This is a genomic window from Alteromonas sp. D210916BOD_24, assembly GCF_047159385.1.
In the GTDB taxonomy this organism is placed as follows: Bacteria; Pseudomonadota; Gammaproteobacteria; order Enterobacterales; family Alteromonadaceae; genus Alteromonas.
The window spans coordinates 2796266-2819333 of sequence record NZ_AP038333.1 but is presented as its reverse complement, the minus strand read 5'-3'; the positions used below and the strand labels follow the sequence as shown (position 1 = coordinate 2819333).

23 protein-coding genes are annotated in these 23068 nt (G+C 43.2%); 7 read left to right on the top strand and 16 right to left on the bottom strand.

What is annotated here, in order from left to right; translation table 11 throughout:
* Positions 1-15: 15 nt before the first annotated feature.
* Positions 16-744, bottom strand: coding sequence for a 16S rRNA (uracil(1498)-N(3))-methyltransferase (locus tag ACMCM8_RS12310; RefSeq protein ID WP_412722912.1), 729 nt, complete (start codon positions 742-744; stop codon positions 16-18).
* A 279-nt stretch (positions 745-1023) separates the two neighbouring features.
* On the opposite strand from ACMCM8_RS12310, the gene ACMCM8_RS12305 reads away from it, so the two are divergent.
* A complete protein-coding gene (locus tag ACMCM8_RS12305) occupies positions 1024-1866 on the top strand; it encodes a mechanosensitive ion channel family protein (protein ID WP_412722911.1) in 843 nt (280 codons plus the stop codon).
* 152 nt (positions 1867-2018) lie between these two features.
* On the opposite strand, the gene ACMCM8_RS12300 is transcribed toward ACMCM8_RS12305, so the two are convergent.
* The 7 genes from ACMCM8_RS12300 to queF form a co-directional block, all read right to left on the bottom strand.
* Entirely contained in the window at positions 2019-2330 is a 312-nt protein-coding gene (locus ACMCM8_RS12300) for a ComEA family DNA-binding protein (RefSeq protein WP_412722910.1), read from the bottom strand.
* A 194-nt stretch (positions 2331-2524) separates the two neighbouring features.
* Positions 2525-3532, bottom strand: a complete 1008-nt coding sequence (locus ACMCM8_RS12295) for an isocitrate dehydrogenase (protein WP_412722909.1) — start codon at positions 3530-3532, stop codon at positions 2525-2527.
* Between the two features lie 331 nt (positions 3533-3863).
* The gene (locus tag ACMCM8_RS12290; protein ID WP_412722908.1) at positions 3864-5483 is read right to left on the bottom strand and encodes a histidine kinase; all 1620 of its coding nucleotides are present in this window, start codon (positions 5481-5483) and stop codon (positions 3864-3866) included.
* Positions 5484-5488: 5 nt separating this feature from the next.
* Positions 5489-5863: a DUF3192 domain-containing protein gene (locus ACMCM8_RS12285; protein ID WP_412722907.1), complete on the bottom strand. Its 375-nt coding sequence runs from the start codon at positions 5861-5863 to the stop codon at positions 5489-5491.
* A 202-nt stretch (positions 5864-6065) separates the two neighbouring features.
* Positions 6066-7430, bottom strand: coding sequence for a nucleotide 5'-monophosphate nucleosidase PpnN (gene ppnN / locus ACMCM8_RS12280; RefSeq protein WP_412722906.1), 1365 nt, complete (start codon positions 7428-7430; stop codon positions 6066-6068).
* 14 nt (positions 7431-7444) lie between these two features.
* Positions 7445-8989: a GGDEF domain-containing protein gene (locus ACMCM8_RS12275; RefSeq protein ID WP_412722905.1), complete on the bottom strand. Its 1545-nt coding sequence runs from the start codon at positions 8987-8989 to the stop codon at positions 7445-7447.
* 69 nt (positions 8990-9058) lie between these two features.
* Complete coding sequence (gene queF, locus ACMCM8_RS12270; protein ID WP_412722904.1) at positions 9059-9919, bottom strand: NADPH-dependent 7-cyano-7-deazaguanine reductase QueF; 861 nt, start codon at positions 9917-9919, stop codon at positions 9059-9061.
* 96 nt (positions 9920-10015) lie between these two features.
* Here queF and syd point away from each other — a divergent pair, with 96 nt between their 5' ends.
* The gene (gene syd, locus ACMCM8_RS12265) at positions 10016-10573 is read left to right on the top strand and encodes a SecY-interacting protein (RefSeq protein WP_412722903.1); all 558 of its coding nucleotides are present in this window, start codon (positions 10016-10018) and stop codon (positions 10571-10573) included.
* Between the two features lie 20 nt (positions 10574-10593).
* Here the strand turns inward: syd and ACMCM8_RS12260 are convergent, their stop codons facing one another.
* Positions 10594-10917, bottom strand: coding sequence for a hypothetical protein (locus ACMCM8_RS12260; protein ID WP_412722902.1), 324 nt, complete (start codon positions 10915-10917; stop codon positions 10594-10596).
* 383 nt (positions 10918-11300) lie between these two features.
* On the opposite strand from ACMCM8_RS12260, the gene ACMCM8_RS12255 reads away from it, so the two are divergent.
* Both ACMCM8_RS12255 and ACMCM8_RS12250 read left to right on the top strand, forming a co-directional pair.
* Entirely contained in the window at positions 11301-11666 is a 366-nt protein-coding gene (locus tag ACMCM8_RS12255) for a DUF3192 domain-containing protein (RefSeq protein ID WP_412722901.1), read from the top strand.
* Positions 11667-11862: 196 nt separating this feature from the next.
* Positions 11863-12516, top strand: coding sequence for a GNAT family N-acetyltransferase (locus ACMCM8_RS12250; protein ID WP_412722900.1), 654 nt, complete (start codon positions 11863-11865; stop codon positions 12514-12516).
* Here ACMCM8_RS12250 and glgC read toward each other — a convergent pair.
* From glgC to ACMCM8_RS12225, 5 genes are all read right to left on the bottom strand, one after another.
* Positions 12497-13876, bottom strand: coding sequence for a glucose-1-phosphate adenylyltransferase (gene glgC / locus ACMCM8_RS12245; RefSeq protein WP_412722899.1), 1380 nt, complete (start codon positions 13874-13876; stop codon positions 12497-12499). The two genes, ACMCM8_RS12250 and glgC, sit on opposite strands and share 20 nt — an antisense overlap.
* 41 nt (positions 13877-13917) lie before the next feature.
* Positions 13918-14415 (bottom strand): Hsp20/alpha crystallin family protein, encoded by a 498-nt coding sequence (locus ACMCM8_RS12240; protein WP_412722898.1) that lies wholly within the window; start codon positions 14413-14415, stop codon positions 13918-13920.
* A gap of 291 nt (positions 14416-14706) precedes the next feature.
* Positions 14707-15414, bottom strand: a complete 708-nt coding sequence (locus ACMCM8_RS12235) for a hypothetical protein (protein ID WP_412722897.1) — start codon at positions 15412-15414, stop codon at positions 14707-14709.
* A gap of 1007 nt (positions 15415-16421) precedes the next feature.
* Positions 16422-16724, bottom strand: a complete 303-nt coding sequence (locus tag ACMCM8_RS12230) for a DUF3301 domain-containing protein (RefSeq protein WP_412722896.1) — start codon at positions 16722-16724, stop codon at positions 16422-16424.
* A gap of 1 nt (position 16725) precedes the next feature.
* Entirely contained in the window at positions 16726-17775 is a 1050-nt protein-coding gene (locus ACMCM8_RS12225; protein WP_412722895.1) for a DUF3549 family protein, read from the bottom strand.
* Between the two features lie 160 nt (positions 17776-17935).
* Between ACMCM8_RS12225 and ACMCM8_RS12220 the strand changes: the two genes are divergently transcribed.
* From ACMCM8_RS12220 to ACMCM8_RS12210, 3 genes are read left to right on the top strand one after another with little or no spacing between them, the layout of a single operon-like run.
* Entirely contained in the window at positions 17936-18253 is a 318-nt protein-coding gene (locus tag ACMCM8_RS12220) for a YqcC family protein (protein WP_412722894.1), read from the top strand.
* A complete protein-coding gene (gene truC / locus ACMCM8_RS12215) occupies positions 18250-19014 on the top strand; it encodes a tRNA pseudouridine(65) synthase TruC (protein ID WP_412722893.1) in 765 nt (254 codons plus the stop codon). The genes ACMCM8_RS12220 and truC overlap by 4 nt, the downstream gene beginning before the upstream one ends.
* Positions 19015-19063: 49 nt before the next feature.
* A complete protein-coding gene (locus ACMCM8_RS12210; protein ID WP_412722892.1) occupies positions 19064-19513 on the top strand; it encodes a flavodoxin in 450 nt (149 codons plus the stop codon).
* Positions 19514-19585: 72 nt separating this feature from the next.
* Here ACMCM8_RS12210 and dapD read toward each other — a convergent pair whose 3' ends face one another.
* Positions 19586-20410 carry a 2,3,4,5-tetrahydropyridine-2,6-dicarboxylate N-succinyltransferase gene (dapD, locus tag ACMCM8_RS12205; protein ID WP_412722891.1) on the bottom strand — a complete coding sequence of 275 codons (825 nt, stop codon included), beginning with the start codon at positions 20408-20410 and terminating at the stop codon, positions 19586-19588.
* Complete coding sequence (gene glnD, locus ACMCM8_RS12200; RefSeq protein ID WP_412722890.1) at positions 20407-23058, bottom strand: [protein-PII] uridylyltransferase; 2652 nt, start codon at positions 23056-23058, stop codon at positions 20407-20409. Before glnD ends, dapD begins: the two co-directional genes overlap by 4 nt.
* Between the last annotated feature and the right edge of the window lie 10 nt (positions 23059-23068).

The window sequence follows — 23068 nt, the reverse complement described above, 5'->3', positions numbered from 1 at the left end:
TTACAAAGACTGCTATCAAAAGTCGCCGTGCTGCGCTTGTAAGATACTCAAACTGGTAATGGCAGCTGTTTCTGTCCGCAATATTCGCGGTCCTAAGCTAACCGACTGGTAGCCATTTTCGTTGGCTAAGTGAATTTCTGATTCAGACAATCCACCCTCGGGACCTATAAGCAAACGGTAGCCATGGGTGTTATAGGGTTGTTGAACCAATCGTTGTGACGCACCGGGCGCCAATACCAAACGGGTGGTGCTGGTGGGACTGGCTAACCATTGATTTAACGTGATAGGCGTGTTTAATGTTGGCAAAATGTTCCTACCGCTTTGCTCACAAGCCCCAATGATGATCTTTTGCCACTGCTGTAGCTTTTTATCCCACCGTGATTCGTCTAGTTTTACGGTACAGCGCTCGGTGAGAATAGGGGTTATTTCAGTGACCCCAAGTTCTACACTTTTTTGTAGAACGGTGTCCATTCTGTCGCCCTTTGAGACGCCCTGTCCGAGGTGTAAATGAAGAGGAGATTCTTTAGCAATAGAAAGACAGGCATCAGCTTCAACGATCACTTTTTTACGAGCAATGCTGATGATTTGTGCACTGTATTCGTTTCCATCCCCATTAAAAAGCACGATTGGACGGTTAGGTTTAAGACGCAATACCGTCGCAATGTGGTGCCCCGCATCGTCAGTTAGAGTAAATTCTTCTTCCAATGGGATAGGACTGGGATAGTAAATTCTGGGAATACGCATATAAAGTTCTAATTTATCTATTTTAACGCCTATGATACTTGGCTGACGACAACACTTGCAATGTTAGGACGAGATTTGCAAAGTGATAGTGTGACACCTCCATTGCAGTTAGCGTGAATAAATAGCGACTTTGGTATAAATAGTCATCAGTGAAAGCCTTATGTGACTTAGACTTTAGCACAATATTCGCACAAAAAAGTATTTCGCATATTGGTCATTTTCATATTTGCTGATACCTTGAGCGCGTTTAACAACACTCACCATGACAAGGACAAAAAAATGGAAGAGAAACTTACGCTTTTTTCTACAAGCGATATCGAAAAGTACATAAATGAATACGCCATACCTTGGGGAATTAATATCGCTATGGCGGTTGCGATTTATGTAATCGGTAGAATCGTCGTTGGACTAATTTTATCAGTGTTTAGACGCCTTATGGCAAAATCTAAATATGACAATATGCTAGTTGATTTTCTAGAATCAATTATTAGCGCAATCTTGATGCTATTTGTTATTGTGGCGTCGTTAGATCAGCTTGGTGTAGATACGACTTCTTTGGTTGCAATTTTAGGTGCTGCTGGTCTTGCTATCGGTCTTTCATTACAAGATTCACTAAAGAACTTTGCAGCAGGTATTATGTTGCTAGTGTTCAAACCTTTCAAAGCAGGTGATTTTGTAGAAGCTGGTGGTACAGCGGGATCGATTGTATCAATCGGTATTTTTACCACTACTATGAATACACCTGACAATAAAGAGATTATTGTGCCCAATGGCAATATTTACGGAGGCAATATCACTAACTTCTCAGCGAGAGATACGCGCCGAGTTGATATGATAGTGGGTATAGGTTATGAAGCGGATTTACTTAAAGCGAAACGCATCTTAGAAGAACTCATTGCAGAAGATGACAGAATTCTTGATGAGCCGGCTCCTAGAGTAGCAGTTTCAGAGCTAGCATCAAGTAGTGTAAATCTAGTTGTTCGACCTTGGGTAAACTCAGCTGAATTTTGGAATGTGAAGTTTGATTTTACAGAAAAGGTTAAATTGCGCTTCGACGAAGAAGGAATACAGATTCCATTCCCACAAATGGATGTACACCTACACAAAGCGGACAAAGAATAATTTACCGTTATAACAAATAAGTGTGCGGCACAGTAACATAAGCAATAGCTTCTACAACTATGCCAAAACAAATATAAGCCTGGGAAAGCGAAATATGTTTCTCAGGCTTTTTTTGGATTTTACTTAACCCTTTTAACGCTAGAAGTGTATAGTCATTGCACGCTAACCAGCTTTTCGATTTTCATCAGCATTTTTTCGCCAATACCTTTCACTTGAGTTAATTGTGCCACTTCCAAAAAAGGGCCTACTTCTTCGCGATAACGAATAATTGCTTCTGCTTTTGCAAGCCCGACACCCGGTAACATGGTTAACTCATTGACTGATGCCGTATTGAGGTCGATGGTGTTCACTTGAACGGCGTTTGTCACGTTGCCTGAAGGCGAAATAACATCATTAGCAAAAGCGGAGGGAAGGTGAGCAGTAAGTGCGATAACGATCGCTAATCCTGATAGTAGTGTTTTCATAGTCATTCCTTGTCATTGTGTATTTGCCATTATCACGTGATAAGCGGCAAGACGTTGTTGTGTACACAGGTTGTACAAGGTTTGATATTAAATGCACTTTAAAAAATCGGTAGTCCAGTTTTAGTACAGTTTTTTGCGGGTAAAAAAAAGCGGGCTAATTAAGCCCGCATTTGCAAACACATAGTTGTACGCTGTTACAGGCGCTCAAGTAGTGCTTCAGTGAATTCTGTAGTACCAGCTTCTCCACCGAGGTCACGCGTTGTACGGTCACCTGATTCGATAACGTCTTTCAGTGCTGAGCGGATTTTTTCTGCTTTATCACCCATGTTTAGGTATTCAAGCATCTGTGCGGCAGCCAAGATAACTGAGGTTGGGTTAGCCAGATTTTTGCCTGCAATGTCAGGTGCTGAGCCGTGAACGGCTTCGAAAATAGCACAATCTTCACCAATGTTGGCACCCGGTGCCATACCCAGACCACCAACAAGTCCTGCACAAAGATCAGAAAGGATATCACCGAATAAGTTAGTGGTTACGATAACGTCAAATTGATGCGGGTTCATAACTAACTGCATACAACAGTTGTCTACGATCATTTCAGTAGACTCGATATCTGGGTAACGCTCACCCACTTCACGGGCTACTTTGAGGAACAAGCCAGACGTTGACTTAAGAATATTGGCTTTGTGAACGGCAGTCACTTTCTTGCGACCTTCACGGCGTGCTAGTTCATAGGCGAAAGTAACGATCTTTTCAGCACCTTCACGGGTGATTTTACTCATCGCTTCTGCTTCGTTACCGTCTGCAGACACTACTTGTCCAAGACCTGAGTACATGCCCTGTGTGTTTTCACGTACTGTTATAATATCGATGTCTTCGTAACGTGCCTTAGTGCCTTTAAAAGACATGACTGGACGCAAGTTCGCGTAAAGTTTAAATTGCTTGCGTAGGCTAACGTTGATTGACGTGAAACCTTCGCCTACTGGAGTGGTAAGCGGGCCTTTAAGCGCAACTTTGTTTTTAGCAATAAGGTCCAGGGTTTCTTGAGGTAGAAGCTCGCCGTGTTCTTCCAGTGCTACTAAACCTGCGTCGGCATAATCATAGGCAAAGTCACAGCCAACCTTATCTAGAATTTTAATGGTTGCATCGATAATGTCCGGGCCTATGCCGTCACCGCGAATGACTGTAATGCGTTGCTGAGTCATGTTGAGGGATCCTCTGGTAATTCTGTTGTCAAAATCGTTAGGTTTACTAAATTGTAGTCTGGCGAGCAAAACGCGCCAATGTCTGTCTGCTTGCTTATTATAATGGAATTTGTAGGAGATTTGCGTAAAGCAGCACAAAAAGTTGGCGTATTTTATACGATAGTGGGCGCAAGTTATAGCCATTTATTCTTAGTTCGCTGCAAATTGAGCTCTGCAATGCACCCTAAGGCACAAGCCTCTAACTGCTGAAATTAGAACGGAACAAGTGTATTGAAGGCGGGGGAGGAAGAGAGCGTATCAAAGTAAAACACAGAAAGTGCAATGGGAATTATTAGCGTAAGATAGGGCAGTACAACAATGAGGTTTGGTCTTCAACGGCCTTTATCATGTCGCGATGACCCAACTTAAGCAAAGATAAAAGGGTGCTATAAGCGTCGTTTTGTTCAATCATTTTCAGGTTGCCTCTAAACAATGCTGTCTTTGCCAGATTAAAGGCAATTAGCATGATAGCGTGCTCTTTTTTCAACGAGTTGGGCACGTCACTGGAGGGCTTATTACAGTGGTGAAGTACTGCTCGCCATGTAGCGCTTTGGTGCCAGTTTCCGGCAAGCTCACCTGCAATCGCCAGCCATGGTGTAGTGGTTTTTACTCTAAAGGCGGTGTTTATTGAGAGGCTCTCTTCACTATTAACAGGGAGCGTTGCTGCAACTTTAAGTCCCGGCAATGTAAACAGCGGAGCACATAAAAATGTCATGGTCAGTGCTGCTGATTGGGGAGAAAATTTGGTTTCACATTGGCTAGCAATACAACTGGCTATTGAACAACTAAGCAGAGTGAACTGGCGGCACATATTTATTAAGGGGAATTGGTGTTGGGTGAGTCGTTCCATTAATGCGAACTGAATCAACATATCACCAACCCGTTCAATACCATAAGTCATTACGGCCTGCTTAATATTTTTAACTGGCAATTGAAGACGGTTATCCTGACTGGCAGTGTGTATCAAAAATTGATTGAAGTTGGGCGCTTTCTCTATTTTTTCACAAAGCGTGGGTATCTCGACATCCCGTTTTTGCAGCTCGTCAACGATAGCTAGTAACGCAACCGGAGGCGATTGTATAGCAAAAGTGAGGGGTAAAAAGGGCGTTCCACCTTTACAAGATCGCGTCTGGGCGGTATCTGAATAGACCGCGATAAAATGGTCGAAAGGTATATGCGAAGACGTCGGCATAGCGACTGAAGATAGGGGGAGCCACTGACCGTCGGCTTGATCAGCACTTAACATAAAAACAAAACCATGGTGTTGCTGAATGTCAATGAGAACACCCGGTACGCCTTTAGCAAACACCTTCGCTCCTGGCATGGCCTGCGTAAATAAAGGGGCAAGATGTTGTAATAAGTACCTGTGATGTGGTGCTATTTTTTGCGTCACCTCAGTAAATAAACTAATAGCGGGTATTTTGGCGTTACGACAGGCGAAAAAATGAGCCAATAAACACAGCCTCTGAGCGGCTGATAATCGAGGCGTGGCAATAAAATAGCTAATTTTATCAGGCATTTGCATGGGCTTGTGAATTTTTATCACATCACTCCAAATAGCCAGACTTCGTGTTTGGGCAAAACGACGTAAGGCAGTCAGATTAACGTTACTGTCGGGTTCATTCGCCAACCAGTGTGCACACAAGAAGGCACCAATTAAGTGTTGTAGATAATGATCATTGAACTTATTCAGTTTGCCGAACAGCGCGAATATTAACGCATGTTGTGTATGAGAGGGAATGTCGTTGTCTAAAAATAACACCGAAATAGCGATAGCAGGATCGTTATTGACCAAGGTCAGTACACGCTTTGCACTTTTTAGCCAATGATTGATACATTGCTCTGCAGAGAGTGACGGTTCGGGTTGAAATACCAGCCGTTTAAGGACGGAAATGATATCTTTCACATCCATAGTGGCTAGCTGTTTTGGTAACTTGAGTAAGCGCCTTCTCCCCAGGCTATTAATTTGTCGTTTTCAAATAGTAGCGGGGTACATTCATCTTGGGTGGTCAAACCGTCGGCGCGAACGTGCTGCGTTCTAAAAAACATGACCTGAATAATGGTCGCACCTTCTTGTTTCGCTTCGGTGATATCAGGGGTACCCAACAGGGCTAGCACTTCTTCTCTCGTACTGCCAAGTTTTAGTTTGGTAATTTGCACACGGTTATATTCTTCGCGGTCTTTCCAGTCCATGTTCTCAGGTTTATCCGGGTAAAACGCAATAACCATAAAAACGAATACCGCGTAAAGTGCGACACCAGCTAAAATTAGACGAATAACTTTGCTATTCATGACCGTTACTTCTCGTATCCTAAGCGCGTTTTATACGCGAGTTGTGGCGCGTAAATGAAACCGATAACTTCAAGCGCATTTTTCTGAACGTTAATAGGGCTAATAGGGCAGTGTCACAGTGTAGCCCAAACAAAACATAATTATAACAAGTAAACGTAAGCAAATACGTCAATAGGCCTAAATTGTATATACTCAACGTTTGTTATTGCGTTTCTTTTACTCTATAACAAGGCTCATAAGCCGTGCCAGGTAGCTTCATTCTATGCTGGGCGACAAATGACTCAAGCAAAGTATCTACTCTTGTCATTAATTCGCTTTTCCCAGAGATTTCAAAAGGGCCATGCTGTTTTATTTGCTTAATGCCTTCGGCTTTAACGTTCCCTGCCACAATGCCAGAAAATACTTTCCGCAAATTAGACGCCAAATTACTTTTACTTTGATCATGGTCTAATTGAAGGGCGGCCATGCTCTCATGGGTAGGAATGAAAGGCTTTTGAAAATCTTCTTCTATTTTTAGCGACCAGTTAAAACTGAAAGCGTCACCCATAGCTTCTCTGTACTTTTTCACTTTTTCCAATCCTTGGCAAAGCGTACGGGCGACCTCTGCAGGGTCATTCACAATAATCTGGTATTTACTCTGGGCCTCAGGGCCGAGGGTATCTGCCACAAATTCATCGATAGCCTCAAAGTAGCTTTCACTTCCAGCAGGGCCGGTAAGTACGACGGGAAATGGCTGTAGAGTGTTATGATCGTTGGTTAGAATGCCCAACAGATACAAGAGCTCTTCTGCAGTACCTACTCCTCCTGGAAACACGACAATACCGTGACCAAGTCGAACAAATGCTTCAAGTCGTTTTTCAATGTCAGGCATAATCACCAGTTCATTTACAATAGCATTAGGCGGCTCTGCTGCAATAATACTTGGCTCGGAAATTCCCACATAGCGGCCACCGTGATGGCGCTGTTTAGCGTGTCCTATAGCCGCGCCTTTCATTGGCCCTTTCATTGCACCGGGACCGCAGCCAGTGCAGATATTCATATTGCGCAAACCTAATTGGTAACCGACTTCTTTGGTGTACTTGTACTCGTTGTAGTTGATGGAATGTCCTCCCCAGCAGACAATGGTGTTTACTCCATCATTGCCTTCAAGGGCTTGTGCATGGCGTAGCATGTCAAACACCATGTCGGTAATTTCAGCACTTACGGCAGGTGCGTCTTGATGAAGAAACGTGTATTTGTTTCCCATGTATAACAAGTCGCGAAGGACGGCGAACAAATGCTCATGTACACCCCTTACCAAGATGCCATCCACAAACGCCACTTCAGGCGGGTTAACCAATTCTATTTTGACACCCCGTTCCCTGCGAATTAGCTTAATTTCGAAATTTTCGTATGGGGCGAAGAGCGCTTCGTAATTGTCTTCGTCTACGCCACTGTTTAATACTGCTAAGCTGCAGTTTCTAAACATTTTGAACAGTTCACTGTTCGCGGCATCCTGCAATTTAGCGACTTCCACTTGCGAAAGCTGGCTCATCCAACCAACGGGATTAAGCTGTACTTTTTTCATACTTCAGTGTCCTATTATTCCGCGTTTAAATCGGTGACTACGCGGTTGCGACCGTTTCTTTTGGCTGCATATAAATACTCATCTGCCCGATCGAATACTTTCTCCGTATTATCGCTTTGCGAAAAACTGGTAGCGCCGAAAGAAGCAGTAATTTTGACTTTCTCTTGTTTGAATTTAAAAGGCATTGATGCAAGTTGAGTTCGCAAATCATTAAGCTTTTTGCTGACTTCTTCAATGCTGGTATTCGGCAATAAAAGTACGAATTCTTCTCCACCCCAGCGGGCAACGAATTCAGGTTTTTTAATGTTTTGATGCAGAAAGCGGCTCACAGCTTGTAGTGTTTTATCACCTGCTGCATGGCCAAATCTGTCATTAATTGACTTAAAGTGGTCAATGTCCATCACTGCAACCGCAAAAGGTTCGTCCTCAGCTTTGAAGCGGGAATAGGCTTCTTCAAGTTTCTCGTTGTATGTTTGACGATTAGGTAGACGGGTGAGGGGATCGGTGCGACTCTGAACGGCCTGCTCTGCCAGTTTCTTTTTGTAAACACTGGTTTGCTGTTGAAGTGTGTTAATTCGTTCCTGCATAGAAGATAACAGTGCCATCAGCGCTTCCTGACCCTGTTCGTCGTTGCTCTGTTGTTCGTTCAGCGTGGTGACTAAACTTTTCACACAAATTTGAGTTTGGGCTTTTAGTGAATCGAGGGAATCACTTGCCGATACCGCCTCCTCAATAGTATCGATTTGCGACTTCAGCTGTTGATTACCTACTTTTCGCTGCTCGAATTGGGTCTGACTACCTTTAATGCTTTCACTAACTTCGTTATTTATCTTGCCTAAAGAGCTGTGCAGGCTTTGGATTACCTTACCGGTAAAACTCGCTTCTGACATAGCGTCTTGTACAATCATTCGCAAAATGATGACGCAACTTTTAAGTAGCTGATCTTCATCAACGCCTTCGGCCAAACTCGCTTTTATATCGTCGAGTTGTTTATCGTTCGGCTTCTTCTGAGCATACGAGGCGATGATTTGATTGAGTTCGGACAAGATGGAGTAGTAATAATTATTTCTGTCTTCTGCAGACGATTTGGGTTCGTCGGCATTGGGCGCAGCTTCTGGCTCTACACTTTTCAAGCCTTTCATTTCTTTATTTAAGGCAATGCGATGCAATGTAATCGCCTTTGAATAAAGTTTATAGATACTGAAAATATCTCCGATGGGTTGATTGAGTTTGATTAGCTCTTGGGTTGCTAAGCCTTTTAACTCTTCATCGTCGAACACAATTTTTTGTAGCTGTTTCATGGCATCTTCGAGAGAAGATAGGGTATCAGTATTATATTTGCGAAGGGTAATATCTTGATGCTGTAGTAGCTTGTTGAGCTTTTCAATACTCACCGCGGCTAAGTTGAAATTCGGTGTGCCCGATAGATGGCCCCGAAGTACCCTGAGTTCTTCGTCAATTTTGTCTGAAAAGCCCTCATAAAAAGCGGACAATTTCACAATAAACCGGCAAAGTGTGGCATTGTGCTGTTTAAGCGATTGTAGTTGTTTTTCTTCCATTGTGTTCGTCTTTATCGAATTGTGGTAACGACCTGAAATACCCAAATATACTCGTCAAATATAGCCCGTTTATTGTCTGGCTTGTCGATGGTTGGCATAAGGTTTTTCAAAGTTTGAACGGAAAGGGTTAATGTCTAAACCGCCTCGTCGCGTGTAGCGCGCGCACACCGTTAGTTTATTTGGACGGCAGTGAGTTAGCAGGTCAGTAAAAATCCTCTCAACACATTGCTCGTGAAACTCATTGTGTTGACGAAAGCTAATGAGGTATTTCAACAGTCCTTCATGGTCAATGGCGTCGCCTTCATAGCGAATTTGAATACTGGCCCAATCTGGTTGGCTGGTGATGAGGCAATTTGACTTAAGTAAGTGAGAGACCAATGTTTCGCTTTTAACGCCAAGCGCTTTGTCGATAGACAAGTAACATGTATTTGGTGAGTATTCGTGGATCTCCACGTCCAACTCATCTATTAAGGTTCCTTCAAATTCTTTGAAAGTGATCTGGCTAAAGGCATTGGGAAGTATCAGCTTTACCGACACTGATTCCCCAGCACACTGTGAAAGGTCTTTTTCAATAGTGGCACGCACGGTGTCTGCACAAGCAAACTGTGTCTGATTAAAGCTGTTTAAATACAGTTTAAATGACTTAGATTCGATCAGGTTACCTGAGGTAATTGGCACATCGCATTCTAAAATGGCAACCTGCGGTTTTCCTTTGGAATTTAGCCATGATAATTCATAGCCTGTCCAGGTATCAGTTCCCGTAAACGGTAACCCATCTTTAGGTAGCTTGAGCGTATCTCGGCTTAAATTGCGCGGTACACCCTGTAACAAGTGAGGATTGTATTCAAATTCATAATCAACTTGTTTGCCCAGAGAAAGATCGTCAGGCGCTTTGATAGAAATTTTTTCAGGGGAATTGTCTGTCGACATAAAAACCTTTTAACACGTAAGCGAGAAAACAAAACCAATATTGACTTGGTAAATTATGAGTATAGTGTACCCCAAAAAGTTAGGGGGAACTTTATTATGGCGACAACAATAGCAGAACAATTAGATAAATTTGTATCATCTTATGTCACGTTGGCAGGTCAAGATGGCCTAAAAGTGCCGTTTGACAGTGAGTGGCCCTCGTCGTGTTATGACGGAACAGGAAAAGCGGGCGAGTTAGTGAATTGGACGCCTAAGATGCAAACTAATCTAGGCTCGTTCGAGAATGTTGAAGCTGCATTATCGCTTAGTTTGCACCCAGACTACTGCCTGTATTTTACGCGCTACTTTAGCGGCAACTTGTCAGCAGTGGCCTCTCAGGGTAATTGTGAGCTTTTGCAAATTTGGAACGAGGAAGACTTTACCCGCCTGCAAGAGAATTTGATTGGTCATCTACTCATGAAACAACGACTTAAACAGCCTCCGACGCTATTTTTCGGCGTGACCGATGAAGAAGATTTTATTCTCTCCATCCTGAATGACACAGGTGAAGTCGCGCTAGAGCAGGTCGGTAAGCTACCTCAGAAAATTCTTGCGCCGAACTTAGCTGATTTCATTGCGCAATTGACACCCCAGCCTCAGCGGGACAGTGCTTAAGGCTGGGTAATACACTCGTTCTACTGGACGTGTAAACGCTGAGTGATTGCGGCGAGTTGCTGTTTGAGCTCAGCCACTTCTTTCTCAAGCATTGAGACCCGTTCGCTAAGTTCTTCAGGCCGTGATGTCGTTGTCGTTAATGTCGTTAAGTTACTAGAACGCATAACGGGTTTACTGGCATTAAAACGTTTAATCGCTTCGATAGCCTCAGTTACGGACACTTTAAAGGGGGCTTTGGAACGCAGCATACCAACCGAGGGGGAGCTACCTGCTTCATGCATACTTTGACAAAGCAAAATAAGGCGGTGGATATTGTCACTGTTCATGAATATAACTGTCTGCATGTAAGATCATATGAGGTCAGCAGTGTACCTCTTAGCAAGTGTTAATTTCACCAATAATTTAGCATATTCACTAAATGTAAGTGAAAGTAGATGTTAGTAAAATATTAAATATGCATTAAAAACAATGATATACGTTTTGGCCTTAAATTTGATATATAGCTGTCAGAGTATCTTATAGCGCTAAAATTAGTTACGAGTAGAGTTCAGTTGATGTTCATCTACGTTTTATAAAATACCTCAATAATAATGGAGTTGGCCTTAACAAACTTTACCTTATTTCACCCTAACTGTGTTAAATGAAAATGGGGTGGATAGAGACAAGGCATAAAAGCGGCCAACCCTGGATAAATAAGCAACAACTACATTTTACACAAGGAAAAAACATGAAAACGCTTCTTTTATCGGTCTCTTTGGCATCCTCTCTTTTACTGTCTGGTTGTGTTGTGTCAGTGGGCGGTGGTTCAGATAGCCACTACAGTTCAGATTGGGAAGATCGCGAGTTTAATAACCGCAAGCATATCGCTAATTTAGAAAGTGGTGTGAGTTATGAGAGCGTAATTAGAAAGATGGGCGTGGCTGATTTTAACGAATTGTTCGAAAAACAAGACGGCACTTACCGCGTATTATTTTATCGCACCCAGAAAACGAAAGGCGATGGTGTGACTACGAAAGACGAATGTACGCCCCTGGTATTTAAGAACGGAAATTTAGTGGGGTGGGGTGATAGCGCATATGGCCTAATGCATTGATATCGCTATACAATTCTCGTCGTTAGCGGAAAAATGTTAATAAAAGGTTAACAGGTGGGGGTTTTTCAAGTAGGCTAAAGTTTATACAGTGAAAGAAAGTGACACCGTATAGGCGAACCTCTTTTCACTGTAAGTAGTCAAAATACCTCTGCCTTTGGTGTGTGGTTGTTGCAACAATGCTTACAAGGAAGCCCTCATGACTTCAAATACGCTCAATGGCGCTATCGCGCCCCTACAAGAGACCGTTAAAGCTATTTATTTATCTGCTGACGATCTCAAAGTTGCCGCATCCATATTATTCAATGCTTATGTTGACGATCCACTCTTCGTGGATATTTTCCAAGCTGAAAAAGAAGGCTATGACAGCCGGTTGCGCTCTGCAATTCGCGAAGAACTCAATGCGTTTTGGGTAGCAGAGCAACCAATGATAGGTTTATTTGACGATGACCGCTTAATTGCTGTTACTTGTCTAACCGCGCCTGACGCTGCATTTGGTTCAGGTCGATATTGGCATTGGCGACTTCGTATGCTTCTCACTGCTGGGCTGTTTGGTACTAAGCAAATGTTAGAGAAAGAGGAAAAAGTGAGAGCGCTTGTGCCCGCAGACAATTTTCATATGTTAAGTTTTATTGCTGTCCATCCTGATTATCAGCACCACGGTTTAGGCCACATTTTGCTAGGGGCTATTGACAGTATTGTCGCTCAAGATGCTAAAAGTGAAGGTGTCGCCGTTTTTGTCACTGTTCCTTCTCACCAAAGGTTTTTCAACGACGACAACTACCAAATTGTTAGTCAACTTCACCTGTCACATGTGAGCGGTGAGATTATGTTTAGGAAAAATCAGCATTAGCCGATTGTCGATTACCTTGTTGAGCCGGTAATCGAGTGGGCCGAATAGGTAATGGACCGATATAGTCTGATTTAAGTAATCGCTGTAAATGATCCACGCTTTCTAGTGTGTCATGGACTTTATCGATGACGTTTTGGGTCACCAATATTACGCCTTGCCGTGTAACTGTAAAGCCTTGTTGTTTCGCTGTAGCGGCATTTTCAATCACAAAGTGAGGAGGAATGGTCACACCTTTATCTACAATGACTTTTTCCAACTTTGCCCCTTTCCCAATAGTGACGTCGGGTAGCACAACGCATTTATCTAACTTAGCTTCTGCGTTTACTTTTACATTCGATGACAACACTGACTGCTTAACACTGCAGCTTTTCAACTGGCCCCCTGAGCCCACCAACATTTGCGTTAACTCACACGCTGGTGACTGTTTGTCTTGAGTAATTTCGGTAGGGGATCGAGAGTGAGAACTGCCCCAAATAGGCCATTCGGGATCCGCCAAATTGAGTAGGCTCCTGTTATTGAGCAAGTCCATATGTGCTTGCCAATAGCTATCCAAGGTACCTACGTCTCGCCAGTAAGGAATTTGATCCCCATTGGGAGTGCGGAAACGATGAGCAAATACGCGATGGCCTTGGATAATAGAAGGGATCACATTTTTACCAAAGTCATGATCTGAGTCCTTAAGATTAGCATCGTGGCAAAGTAGTTTAAGTAACACATCAGTGTTGACTACGTAATTTCCCATCGAGGCCAAGCAATAATCAGGTGCATCAATGAGGGCGTGAGGATGATGTGGTTTTTCATCAAAGGCAGTAATCTGACCTTTTTCATCTGCACTTAATACTCCCAACTGTTTTGCCGCCAATTGAGTAGGGACTTCGATGCAGGAGACGGTCATATCGGCATCATTTCTTACATGCGTAGTTAGCAGTTTACGATAATCCATGTTGTAGACATGGTCTCCGGAAAGTATCAACACGTACTTTGGCGCAACCGATTTTATGTAGCTCAAATTTTGATAGCAGGCGTCTGCGGTTCCTTGATACCAGTTTTCGGAACGTTGCTGAGAGGCGGGTAATATATCTAAACGACCGCCGAAGCTACTATTCAATGGCCCCCAATGTTGCATCAAATGTCTGATTAAACATTGAGACTTATACTGCGTTAGTACGGCAATTTGATGTAAGCCTGAATTAACACAATTGGAGAGTGGGAAATCAATAATTCGGCAGTGACTGCCAAACTCTAGCACGGGTTTTGCTCGTGTCTTCGTTAAATCCTTTAATCGCGATCCCTGGCCTCCTGCCAGTACTAAAACGAGGGTATCCTTCATCACTTTATAGATATCTAAGTCAGTATTCATATCAGGCTCCAAATTCAGCCATCCTTGGCTGAGTCTCTCATTTAGTCGGTAATTTCAATCTTGCGCTGTTGCTCTTGTGCTTTAGCCGATTTGGGTAAATGCACTTTGAGCACACCTTTCTTAAATTCAGCCTTTATGCCATCTTGATCTACGCTGACAGGCAGTCGAAAACTACGCTGAAAACTACCGTAACTGCGTTCCATCACTCGTATGTTGTCATCTTTATCTTCATTGCGCTGATACTTCTTTTCACCGCTGATGGTCAGTACACCATCTGATAGTGAAATTTTGACATCATCGTTTTCTAATCCTGGAAGTTCCGCAGTTAACTCATAGGTTTTTTTACTTTCGACGATATCTACATTGGGGTTTACGAACTCCAGATTTGCATCGCGTAGACTTGTGGTTTCTTTTGAAAAAGGGAAATGACTGGAAAAATGCTGGAAAAAGTCATCTAGCATGTCATGGCCAAAAAGAGTGGGTAAGAAGCCATTTTCTTTTTTGTTACTGGAACGATGGCTAATAGGCAAATTACTCATAATAGATCTCCTATCACACAGTGAATTTAATCAGAGCCTGTTGATCTTAGCGGTCAAAACGCTGCGCAAAGACAACAGACTCAAGCAGTAGCTGAACTACTTAAGCCTTCACTTATCAGCCGATAACAGTAAACAATATTTGAAAATTGATAACATTGATCCTTATCAATAGAAGTATAGTTTATTTTTTAAACAAAGTTGGAGCCTATTGATCTTTGTTGTGCATTTTTGCAGCGGTCTGTGTGCCGTCTAGACAAGGTAAAGTTTGTGGTGCGTATTTCTTTCTATTCGTCATTCTTTGCCATTAATTTCCCACGCAACTCTGCGTTCAGCTGCTAGGGAACTGGTTGCTACCCATCTAAACAGATACATAATTATTACTTTGGTGACGCCGCTTGTGATCGCTAAAATTAGCAGCGGCCAACTCGTTTTTAATCCCATGCTTATTGCAAATGCTATTGTTGAAATATCCATCATAAGAATAAATTGACTCATTTTAAGGTCCACTGCGCCAGTGTGACCAGACGAGAGTATTAGTCGTATCTGATGAAAATAGCCTTGAGCTATCAATAGGGAAACAACCAATATCAAGGATGTGGAAAGGGCTTTCCCCTCATCTGCAATGGTATCGCCAAACAGAAGCCCCAATAATGCTAAGAGGAAACAGCAAATTGCCGAGTACAGACTAATCCTTGCAGAAAGTGATTTTCTATCCACAAAAATTTCGAAAATTATGATTAAGACTAATATCGAAGCACACATCCTAGGCCAGACGATATAATGGTTAAAGGGTGTGATGGAGTATCCGTAGACAAAGAAAGATAAATAGGCCAAAAAGCTTACGGTAAATTGGTTAAGCGACAATATTGAAGTGACAGGAAGTTGGTTATCTCTGACGCGTTTACGTCGCCATATCGTTTTCAATTGAGACAACAAACCATACAAGCTACCTATAATAAGTACTGTATTTAGTGTCCCCGTTATATTAAATAAATTCAAAGATGCCTCCTAAGTTGCTTTTATTGTCGACATTATTGGCGTAAAAGAAGGTTTAATACACTTTTAAACCATAATTATCATTATATTGTCGACATTATAGGGCTTGGCTTATCTAAAAGATCTATACTTACGTGATGAAGTTGATAAGAAGTGGGGTTATTACCTGTTTTTGAAGAGGGTTGCTATTGAAGACAAGCTTTACTTATTTTTCCTATTGGTTTGTAAGATATTTCCTACAAATTGTGTGAGTGATCTTACCTTTTTATTGCACGCCAAAATTAGACTAAAGTATAAAGTTGTTGATTTTAATCGGTTTTTTTTAAGTTGATGAAAATGTGACAAAAAATATCAAGAAAATGCTGATTTTCTATATGGCGGTAATAATTGGAAGGGATACTATGACCATGTCACAAGGAAACACGACGAGTCAGGATGATTTAACGGAATGCTTTGGACAACTTAAGGACGAGATTCTCACAGGGTGGTGAGATAAAGGAAAAGGGAAACAGCGAGGACGCTGGTTAACAGGGAGTAGGAAATAATTAAGGAATTAGAAGGGACTATCTGCGTGAAAAGGATTCACTACAGGATGTAGCAGGAAGCCCGGGTCATGGATGAGCTAGCACGGATCAGCTTAGCAAGGAAGAAAAAAGGACATGCCACACAAAGGTAAAGCTGTAGCAGGAAGTACAGCGAAAAAGGAGTGAAGGAAGGGAGTATCAGTGGAGACTGATTAGGACAGCCTCAGGATGAGGAACGCTGTAAGTGGATATACAGCTATAAAGGAACAAAGGAAAGGGATCTACGCATGGACGGGTAGCTCGCACAGGATGAGGCGAGAAAAGAAGGAAAGGGGCGTATACGGATTTTAATCGGGAAGATTTTAGTCGCAAAGGAACGCAGAGAGGGAAACTCAAAATTCCAAGAAAAGGGGAGCCGATGGGCTCCCCTTTTTTTATATGTTCTCTGTTCTCGAATACATAGGACAAGAAAGCCTATATAGCACGTTAGACACGATGGGGTGGCACCTCAGTACGGATAACGCGCAGACCGACCAATTCCGCTTCTCCACTGTATCTGTCTTCGCCATTGCTTGAAAACTCAAAGTTAAACGTGCTGTGCCAGTCGGGTTTTCCAAACTGAAAAGAAAAGCGTGTTTTAGCGCGCGCAACACTAAGAAGCTGAAGCTGATGGGTATCGCAATAGCGCTTTAAGTAACTATATGCATGTTCTGAAATGGCGCGAATACGCCAAAATTGATAACCGGTAAAGCCAAGGGTTAACCACACAACCAGTTCTAATAACGTCATGCTATTTTCTCGCTTGGGCAAAGAGTTGGGCGAAAGCAGCAGAGAGTACTTTAGAGCTTTCATTAGTGTGAAGTAACGTCAAAACCTGACGTCGCAGTTGCGGAATTTGAACCAAGTCGGAAAAAAAGCCGGAGAACAACGCGCCACTGTGGGCTTCTTTGTTATCTACGTTCGCGACTTGTTCCAGAAAAGCACTAAGGAGCACATTGTCCATTTGACTAAAGTGCCGAGCGGCAATAACACTGAGTATATCTACTCGCTGCGAGCGTTCGTCATGAAGTAATTCGCACAGCGTGTCGTGAAGTGTTTGGTCAAAACTGTCAGACGACAACCCTCGCAAGGCTGAAACAGAAACCTGGTCGTCGCACATGAGCTTCTCAAACATAAGGTTTTTTAACTCAACAGGCGTTGTGATTGATTCACTCATTTCCATTAGGGTATTCAAAAATACATCAGCATAGATGGCTTGATTATCACTTATCGCCTGAAGCAAATTGTTCGATTTGGAATGGGATGCTAATGCGTGGATAAAATCCGCTACGCTCTGCATAGGGATCTGTTGCCAGTCAACCAACTGGGGTGCTTGTATATACGCTTCGACCTTTTGGGCATGTTCACTCAAAGGTTGGCCTAAAATATTTTTCACCATGGCATTAAACTGGGCGAGTTGAGACTGCCCAGGCACAAATGAATAGGGATTGTCGGGTAGGGTCTGTGCTTTTTCACTTTCTTGGGCAATGGATTGACCGAGTGCATCGACAATAATGTCCAAGAAGTGATTACGTGCCGCCGCCACCACTAAGCCTTGTTCATCGAGAGGCAATTTTATAAACCAAATATAGTGAGACTGAGAAGCCTGTTTGTTCCAAAAAACAATGCCAAACCAAGCGTGCTGCTGTCGAGGATAAGGGGCATAAGCGCTGCCGTTTTCAATATCCAGAAAGGTTTGGGAAGCGGTGGGCGTGAGTCGACGACCCATATCAATAACGTGATATTCTGTACCTGCGTGTAATAAAAATTCACTGATTGAATTAATGCTATTGGCGCTCATTGTCCATACCGAATTACTGCAAATAGGCGCAGTTTATCACAGCTCGGGAGGTTTGTTGGCTCACTTGACGATAATCAGTGAAAGCAGGTTTTGTGCTTAACCTTACCCGCCTGATATACTGCGCCCTTTTTTATATATCATCTTTGCCAAGAGCCTAACAATGAGCGAACAGCACCAAGCCCTTGCGAGCGCACTTGACGCGCTTGAAGAGGAAATGCAGCAGCAGGCATTGTGGCCTGTAGAACGGCCTGGTTCCCGGGCTTTGCAAAGCCGTGTTCCTTTTGCTGCTGATACCATGCGTTTTGAATGCTGGTTAGCATTTATCTTTATTCCTAAAATGCGTGATCTCGTCGCTTTAAAAGATATTATACCTCCTATGCAAGTTGCCCCCGCCGCAGAGGTGTATCTCACTTCTGCTCGGGAAGTGGTGAAAAAGCTGCGTATTATTGATGGCATAGCTACCCAAAGTCCTATATGAATATTATACCCTCTCATTCCAGCGATAACGTGACAACACCGGTACTCAACATTCTTTATTGTGACGATCACATTGTGGCTATAGATAAACCTGCGGGAATGCTGGTACATCGCAGCCCTATCGATAAACACGAAACCGTGTTTGCAGTACAAACATTACGGGATCAGCTGGGGAAACACGTTTATCCCGCCCACCGCTTGGACAGGCCGACGTCTGGAGTATTGCTGTTTAGCTTTAACTCTACGATAGCTGCCCAAGTGGGACAGCAAATGATGGATAAACACGTTGCTAAAACTTATCACGCGTTGGTTAGAGGCTTTGTGTCTTACAGTGGGCTTATCGATTACGCCCTAAAATATCGCTACGATAAAATTGCCGACAAACACAAGCGACCTCAGCAGCCCCCTCAGCCAGCAACCACGCTTTACGAGCCACTTGCACGGTTTGAAGTGCCTGAGCCTGTTGGTAAATACCAAAGTGCACGCTATTCGTTGGTTAAACTGTCACCAAGTACGGGGCGAAAGCACCAGTTGCGACGTCATATGGCACATATTCGTCATCCGATCATTGGCGATACTACCCATGGTGATGGTAAACAGAATAAATTTGCCAAAGACCACTTTACTTTCGCTAATCTGGCCTTAAGTTGTACGCATATGGGATTGGTTCATCCAGTGACACAAAAATGGATAGACATTCAAAGCAACATGCACAGTGAACTGCAAAGGTTAACTGACGCACTTGCGCCGTTTCAAATTTGAGTAAATAAAAATCTTACGAGATAACATCAGTTATTAAATAGAGGTAAACATGGCAACATTGAAAATTATCGCGGGTACTGTGTACGGAAACGCCCAGCATGTAGCAGAACAAGTAGAAGAGAACTTGGCTGAGCAAGGTGTGGATTGTTCACTCGAATCAGACCCGTCTGTCTCTGACTTCACTGATGCTGATGCACTTCTAATTATTACCTCTACCACCGGACAGGGAGACGTTCCCCCTAACTTAGAATTTGTGTTTTCTGATTTGAAAGATGAATTTCCTCTGCTGACAGGTAAGCCATTTGCAGTGGCTGCGTTGGGCGATAGTAGCTATGGCGAGAGCTACTGTGGTGCAGGTAAGCAGTTCCACGCGTTACTTACCGAGCTTCAGGCAACGGCAGTGTCAGATATGCTAGAAGTGGACGCCATAGAAACCCTAGAGCCTGAAAAAGACGTGGTGGAATGGGTAAATGCTATTAAAGACAAATTATTGTCTTGAAATCAAAATCTGTAATGGCACACGATAAAAAAAGGCGCTTCATTGAGCGCCTTTTCCATGATTGAAATTAGCTTATTCTACACCGCGAAGTAGGGCATTAATACCTACTTTAGCACGTGTTTTAGCATCCACTTTTTTCACAATGATCGCTGCGTATAGGCTGTATTTGCCATCAGCGCTCGGTAAGTTACCAGCTACCACAACAGAGCCGGCAGGTACGCGACCGTAGTGAACTTCGCCAGTTTCACGATCGTAAATACGCGTGCTTTGGCCGATATACACGCCCATCGAAATTACGGAACCTTCTTCAACGATGACACCTTCTACAATTTCAGAACGGGCACCGATAAAACAGTTGTCTTCGATAATAGTGGGGTTGGCTTGCAACGGCTCAAGTACACCACCGATACCAACGCCACCCGAAAGGTGAACGTTCTTTCCTATTTGAGCACACGAGCCAACCGTTGCCCAAGTATCTACCATAGTGCCTTCGTCAACATAGGCTCCAATATTAACGTAAGAAGGCATCACTACCGCATTTTTACCTATAAAGGTGCCAGTACGTACTGCGGCAGGCGGTACAATTCGTGCTCCCTCTGCAGCAAATTGTTCTGCTGTATAATGCGTGTATTTCAGTGGAACCTTGTCATAGTATTTGCTTTCTGCACCTTCAATTACATCGTTGTTGTGCAAGCGGAAGAAAAGTAATACTGCTTTTTTTAGCCACTGGTGTACCACCCACTCGCCTGCGATTTTCTCAGCAACACGGGCGTTTCCACTGTTGAGTAGATCAATCGCTTGGGCTACGGCATTTCTTACTTCTTCGGGAGCAGAAGCAGGACTAATGCTATCGCGATTTTCGAAGGCGTCTTCAATAATGGCTTTCAATTCATTCATGGTATTGTGATATCTTCAAGTTGGTCGAGTTTAAACAGGATACGCTTTTTAAGGCTAACCTGTTGTTCTTGGGTTAATGCTTTGCCAGCGTCATTGCTGACGATAAAAATATCTTCTGCACGCTCACCAATGGTGGCAATTTTTGCCAATTTAAGCGTGGTATTCGTGTCGACAAAGGCGTGGCCAATTTTAGCTAAAATGCCGGGTGCGTCCAGTGCTTCTAGCTCGACCAGTGTTGCTTCGTCGTTAATATTGAAAAAGCGTACTTTGGTTGGTACGTCAAGTTGCTTCATCTGCCGAGGTAATTTTCGTTTATTTTCATGAGAGCGGCCGGGTTTCTCTAATTGAGCTGAAATGGCATTCTCTATTGACGCAATGCGTGAATCCGAAGACAAACGAGTACCGTCATTTTCTAAAATCAGCATACTGTCAAATACATAACCGTCTCGTGTCACGGTCACGTGGGCATCGTGAATAGAGCAGTTGCGGCTATCGAGAACCGATGCTACTTGAGCGAAGAGTGCTTTTCTGTCTTTACCGTAAATTAATAGCTCAGTACCGCCTTTTGCACAGTTATCGTTAGCTTTAACTAAAAGCCCTTCATGCTCAGGCGTGAGCCAGTCGTCTTGTGCCTTTAAAATCTCTTCTGTGTGCCAGGCAATTTGGGTTGGCTTGAAACGCACGAAGTAATCATCGTCTAAGCGTGCCCAAAGTGCATCAACGCCAACAGGATCGATGGCTCTCTCTTGTAAAATTTGTCTAGCCTGGTGCTTGTGTGTCGTGACGCGCTCGTTAAGTGTTACCTGACACTGTAAGCCATTATCAAGGGCTTTTTGTGTCATCAAATACAATTCGCGCAATAATGAAGCCTTCCAGTCATTCCACAAGTTATCGTTGGTAGCACGAATATCGGCAAGGGTAAGGGCGTAGAGTAAATTGAGATGATTATGGCTTCTCACCGCGCCGGCAAATTCGCTAATCACGTCAGGATCGTAGATATCGCGACGCTGGGCCACTACGCTCATTAACAGGTGATTTTCCACTAACCAGGCAATCATATCTGCATCTTCATCCGGTACATCATGGCGCTCACAAAACTTGGCCACGTCCTGAGCACCCAAAGTAGAATGATCGCCATTTCGCCCTTTTGCGATGTCATGGAAAATGGCTGCGATATACAGCACCTCCGGCTTGTCTAAATTGCGGCATATTCTGCCACAGCGGGGGAAGTCTTTATTTTCTTTAGAGAAAAAGTAGTTTACGTGCTTTACCAAGCGATGAGTGTGTTCATCGACGGTATACGCATGGAACAAATCAAATTGCATCATACCGACAATCGCATCCCATTGTGGGAGGTACGCTTGTAAAATTCCGTACTGGTGCATAATGTCCCAGGCAAAGTTGAAGAATGCGGGTTGCTTCATCAACTTCATGAACTTTTCACGGCAGTCGGCTCGTTCCACAAAATACTCATTTTCAAAGGCGCGGTGGGCGTTGCGCAATTGTCGAATACAAATGGTACTTAACCCTTGTACTTCAGGGGTGTTAGTTACCAGATGTAAGAAGTCGAGTATGGCCTCAGGTGATGAAAAGGTATTTTCATGCCGAGGAGAAATCATGTTATCAAGAAGTTCGAAGTCTTCGTTGATAATGGCGCTTTTCTGCACGCTTTGATTAAGCATGTCGTACTTGAATCGTTGCAAAAGCATTTGATTCAATTCTGAAACCCTTGCCACCGTGCGGAAAAAGTCACGCATCATTTTTTCCACAGATGCTTTGCCTTCTTCACCATACCCCATCATTTTTGCGACATCAGGCTGATAGTCGAACAACAGGCGATTTTCGCTTCTCCCTGCAATCAAATGCAATGCACAACGCATTTTCCACAAATGCATACGGCAGGCGATTAGCTCACTGTGTTCCTGTTCAGTAAAGTAGCCATGACCAACTAAATTCCAACCGTCATATTCTTTAAAATGTTTTTTGGCGACCCAGCCAATAGATTGTATATCGCGAAGACAGCCTGGGTTTTCTTTGATGTTGGGTTCTAAATTGTATGCTGTACCATTAAATTTTGCGTGGCGTCGTTTTTGTTCGTCGTATTTAGCAGTGAAAAATGCTTTGCTACTCCAGGAATTGCGGCCATTAACTTCATCCCAGAGCTTTTCAAACGTTGATTCGCTGCCACACAACAGGCGGCTTTCCACTAAATTAGTGGCAATGGAAATATCTTCCTTCGCCAATTTTACCGTTTCTTTAATAGTGCGAACAGACTGACCTACATCCAGTTTTATATCCCATAAAAGGGTTATGAACTGGCTTATTTTTTCTTGTACATTTGGCGCCAACTTCTTTTTGCTTACAATCAGAAGATCGATATCTGAATAAGGTTGTAAATGTCCTCTTCCGTAGCCGCCTACTGCGCATAGCGCAAGTTCATTAACCGTGTCTAAGCCATACAGTTGCCACAAATGGCAAAGCAATGCATCGACAAATTGCGCTCGACCAGTGACCAACTGATTTACGGGAGTTGAATCAAATGAGGATGAAATCCATGTGTAACTCTTTTCTACACAGGATTTTATGGCTTGGATATCATCAACAGTACTAATTGTGTCTATATTGTTGATTAGTGATTGCAGCGTCAAAATGCACCTT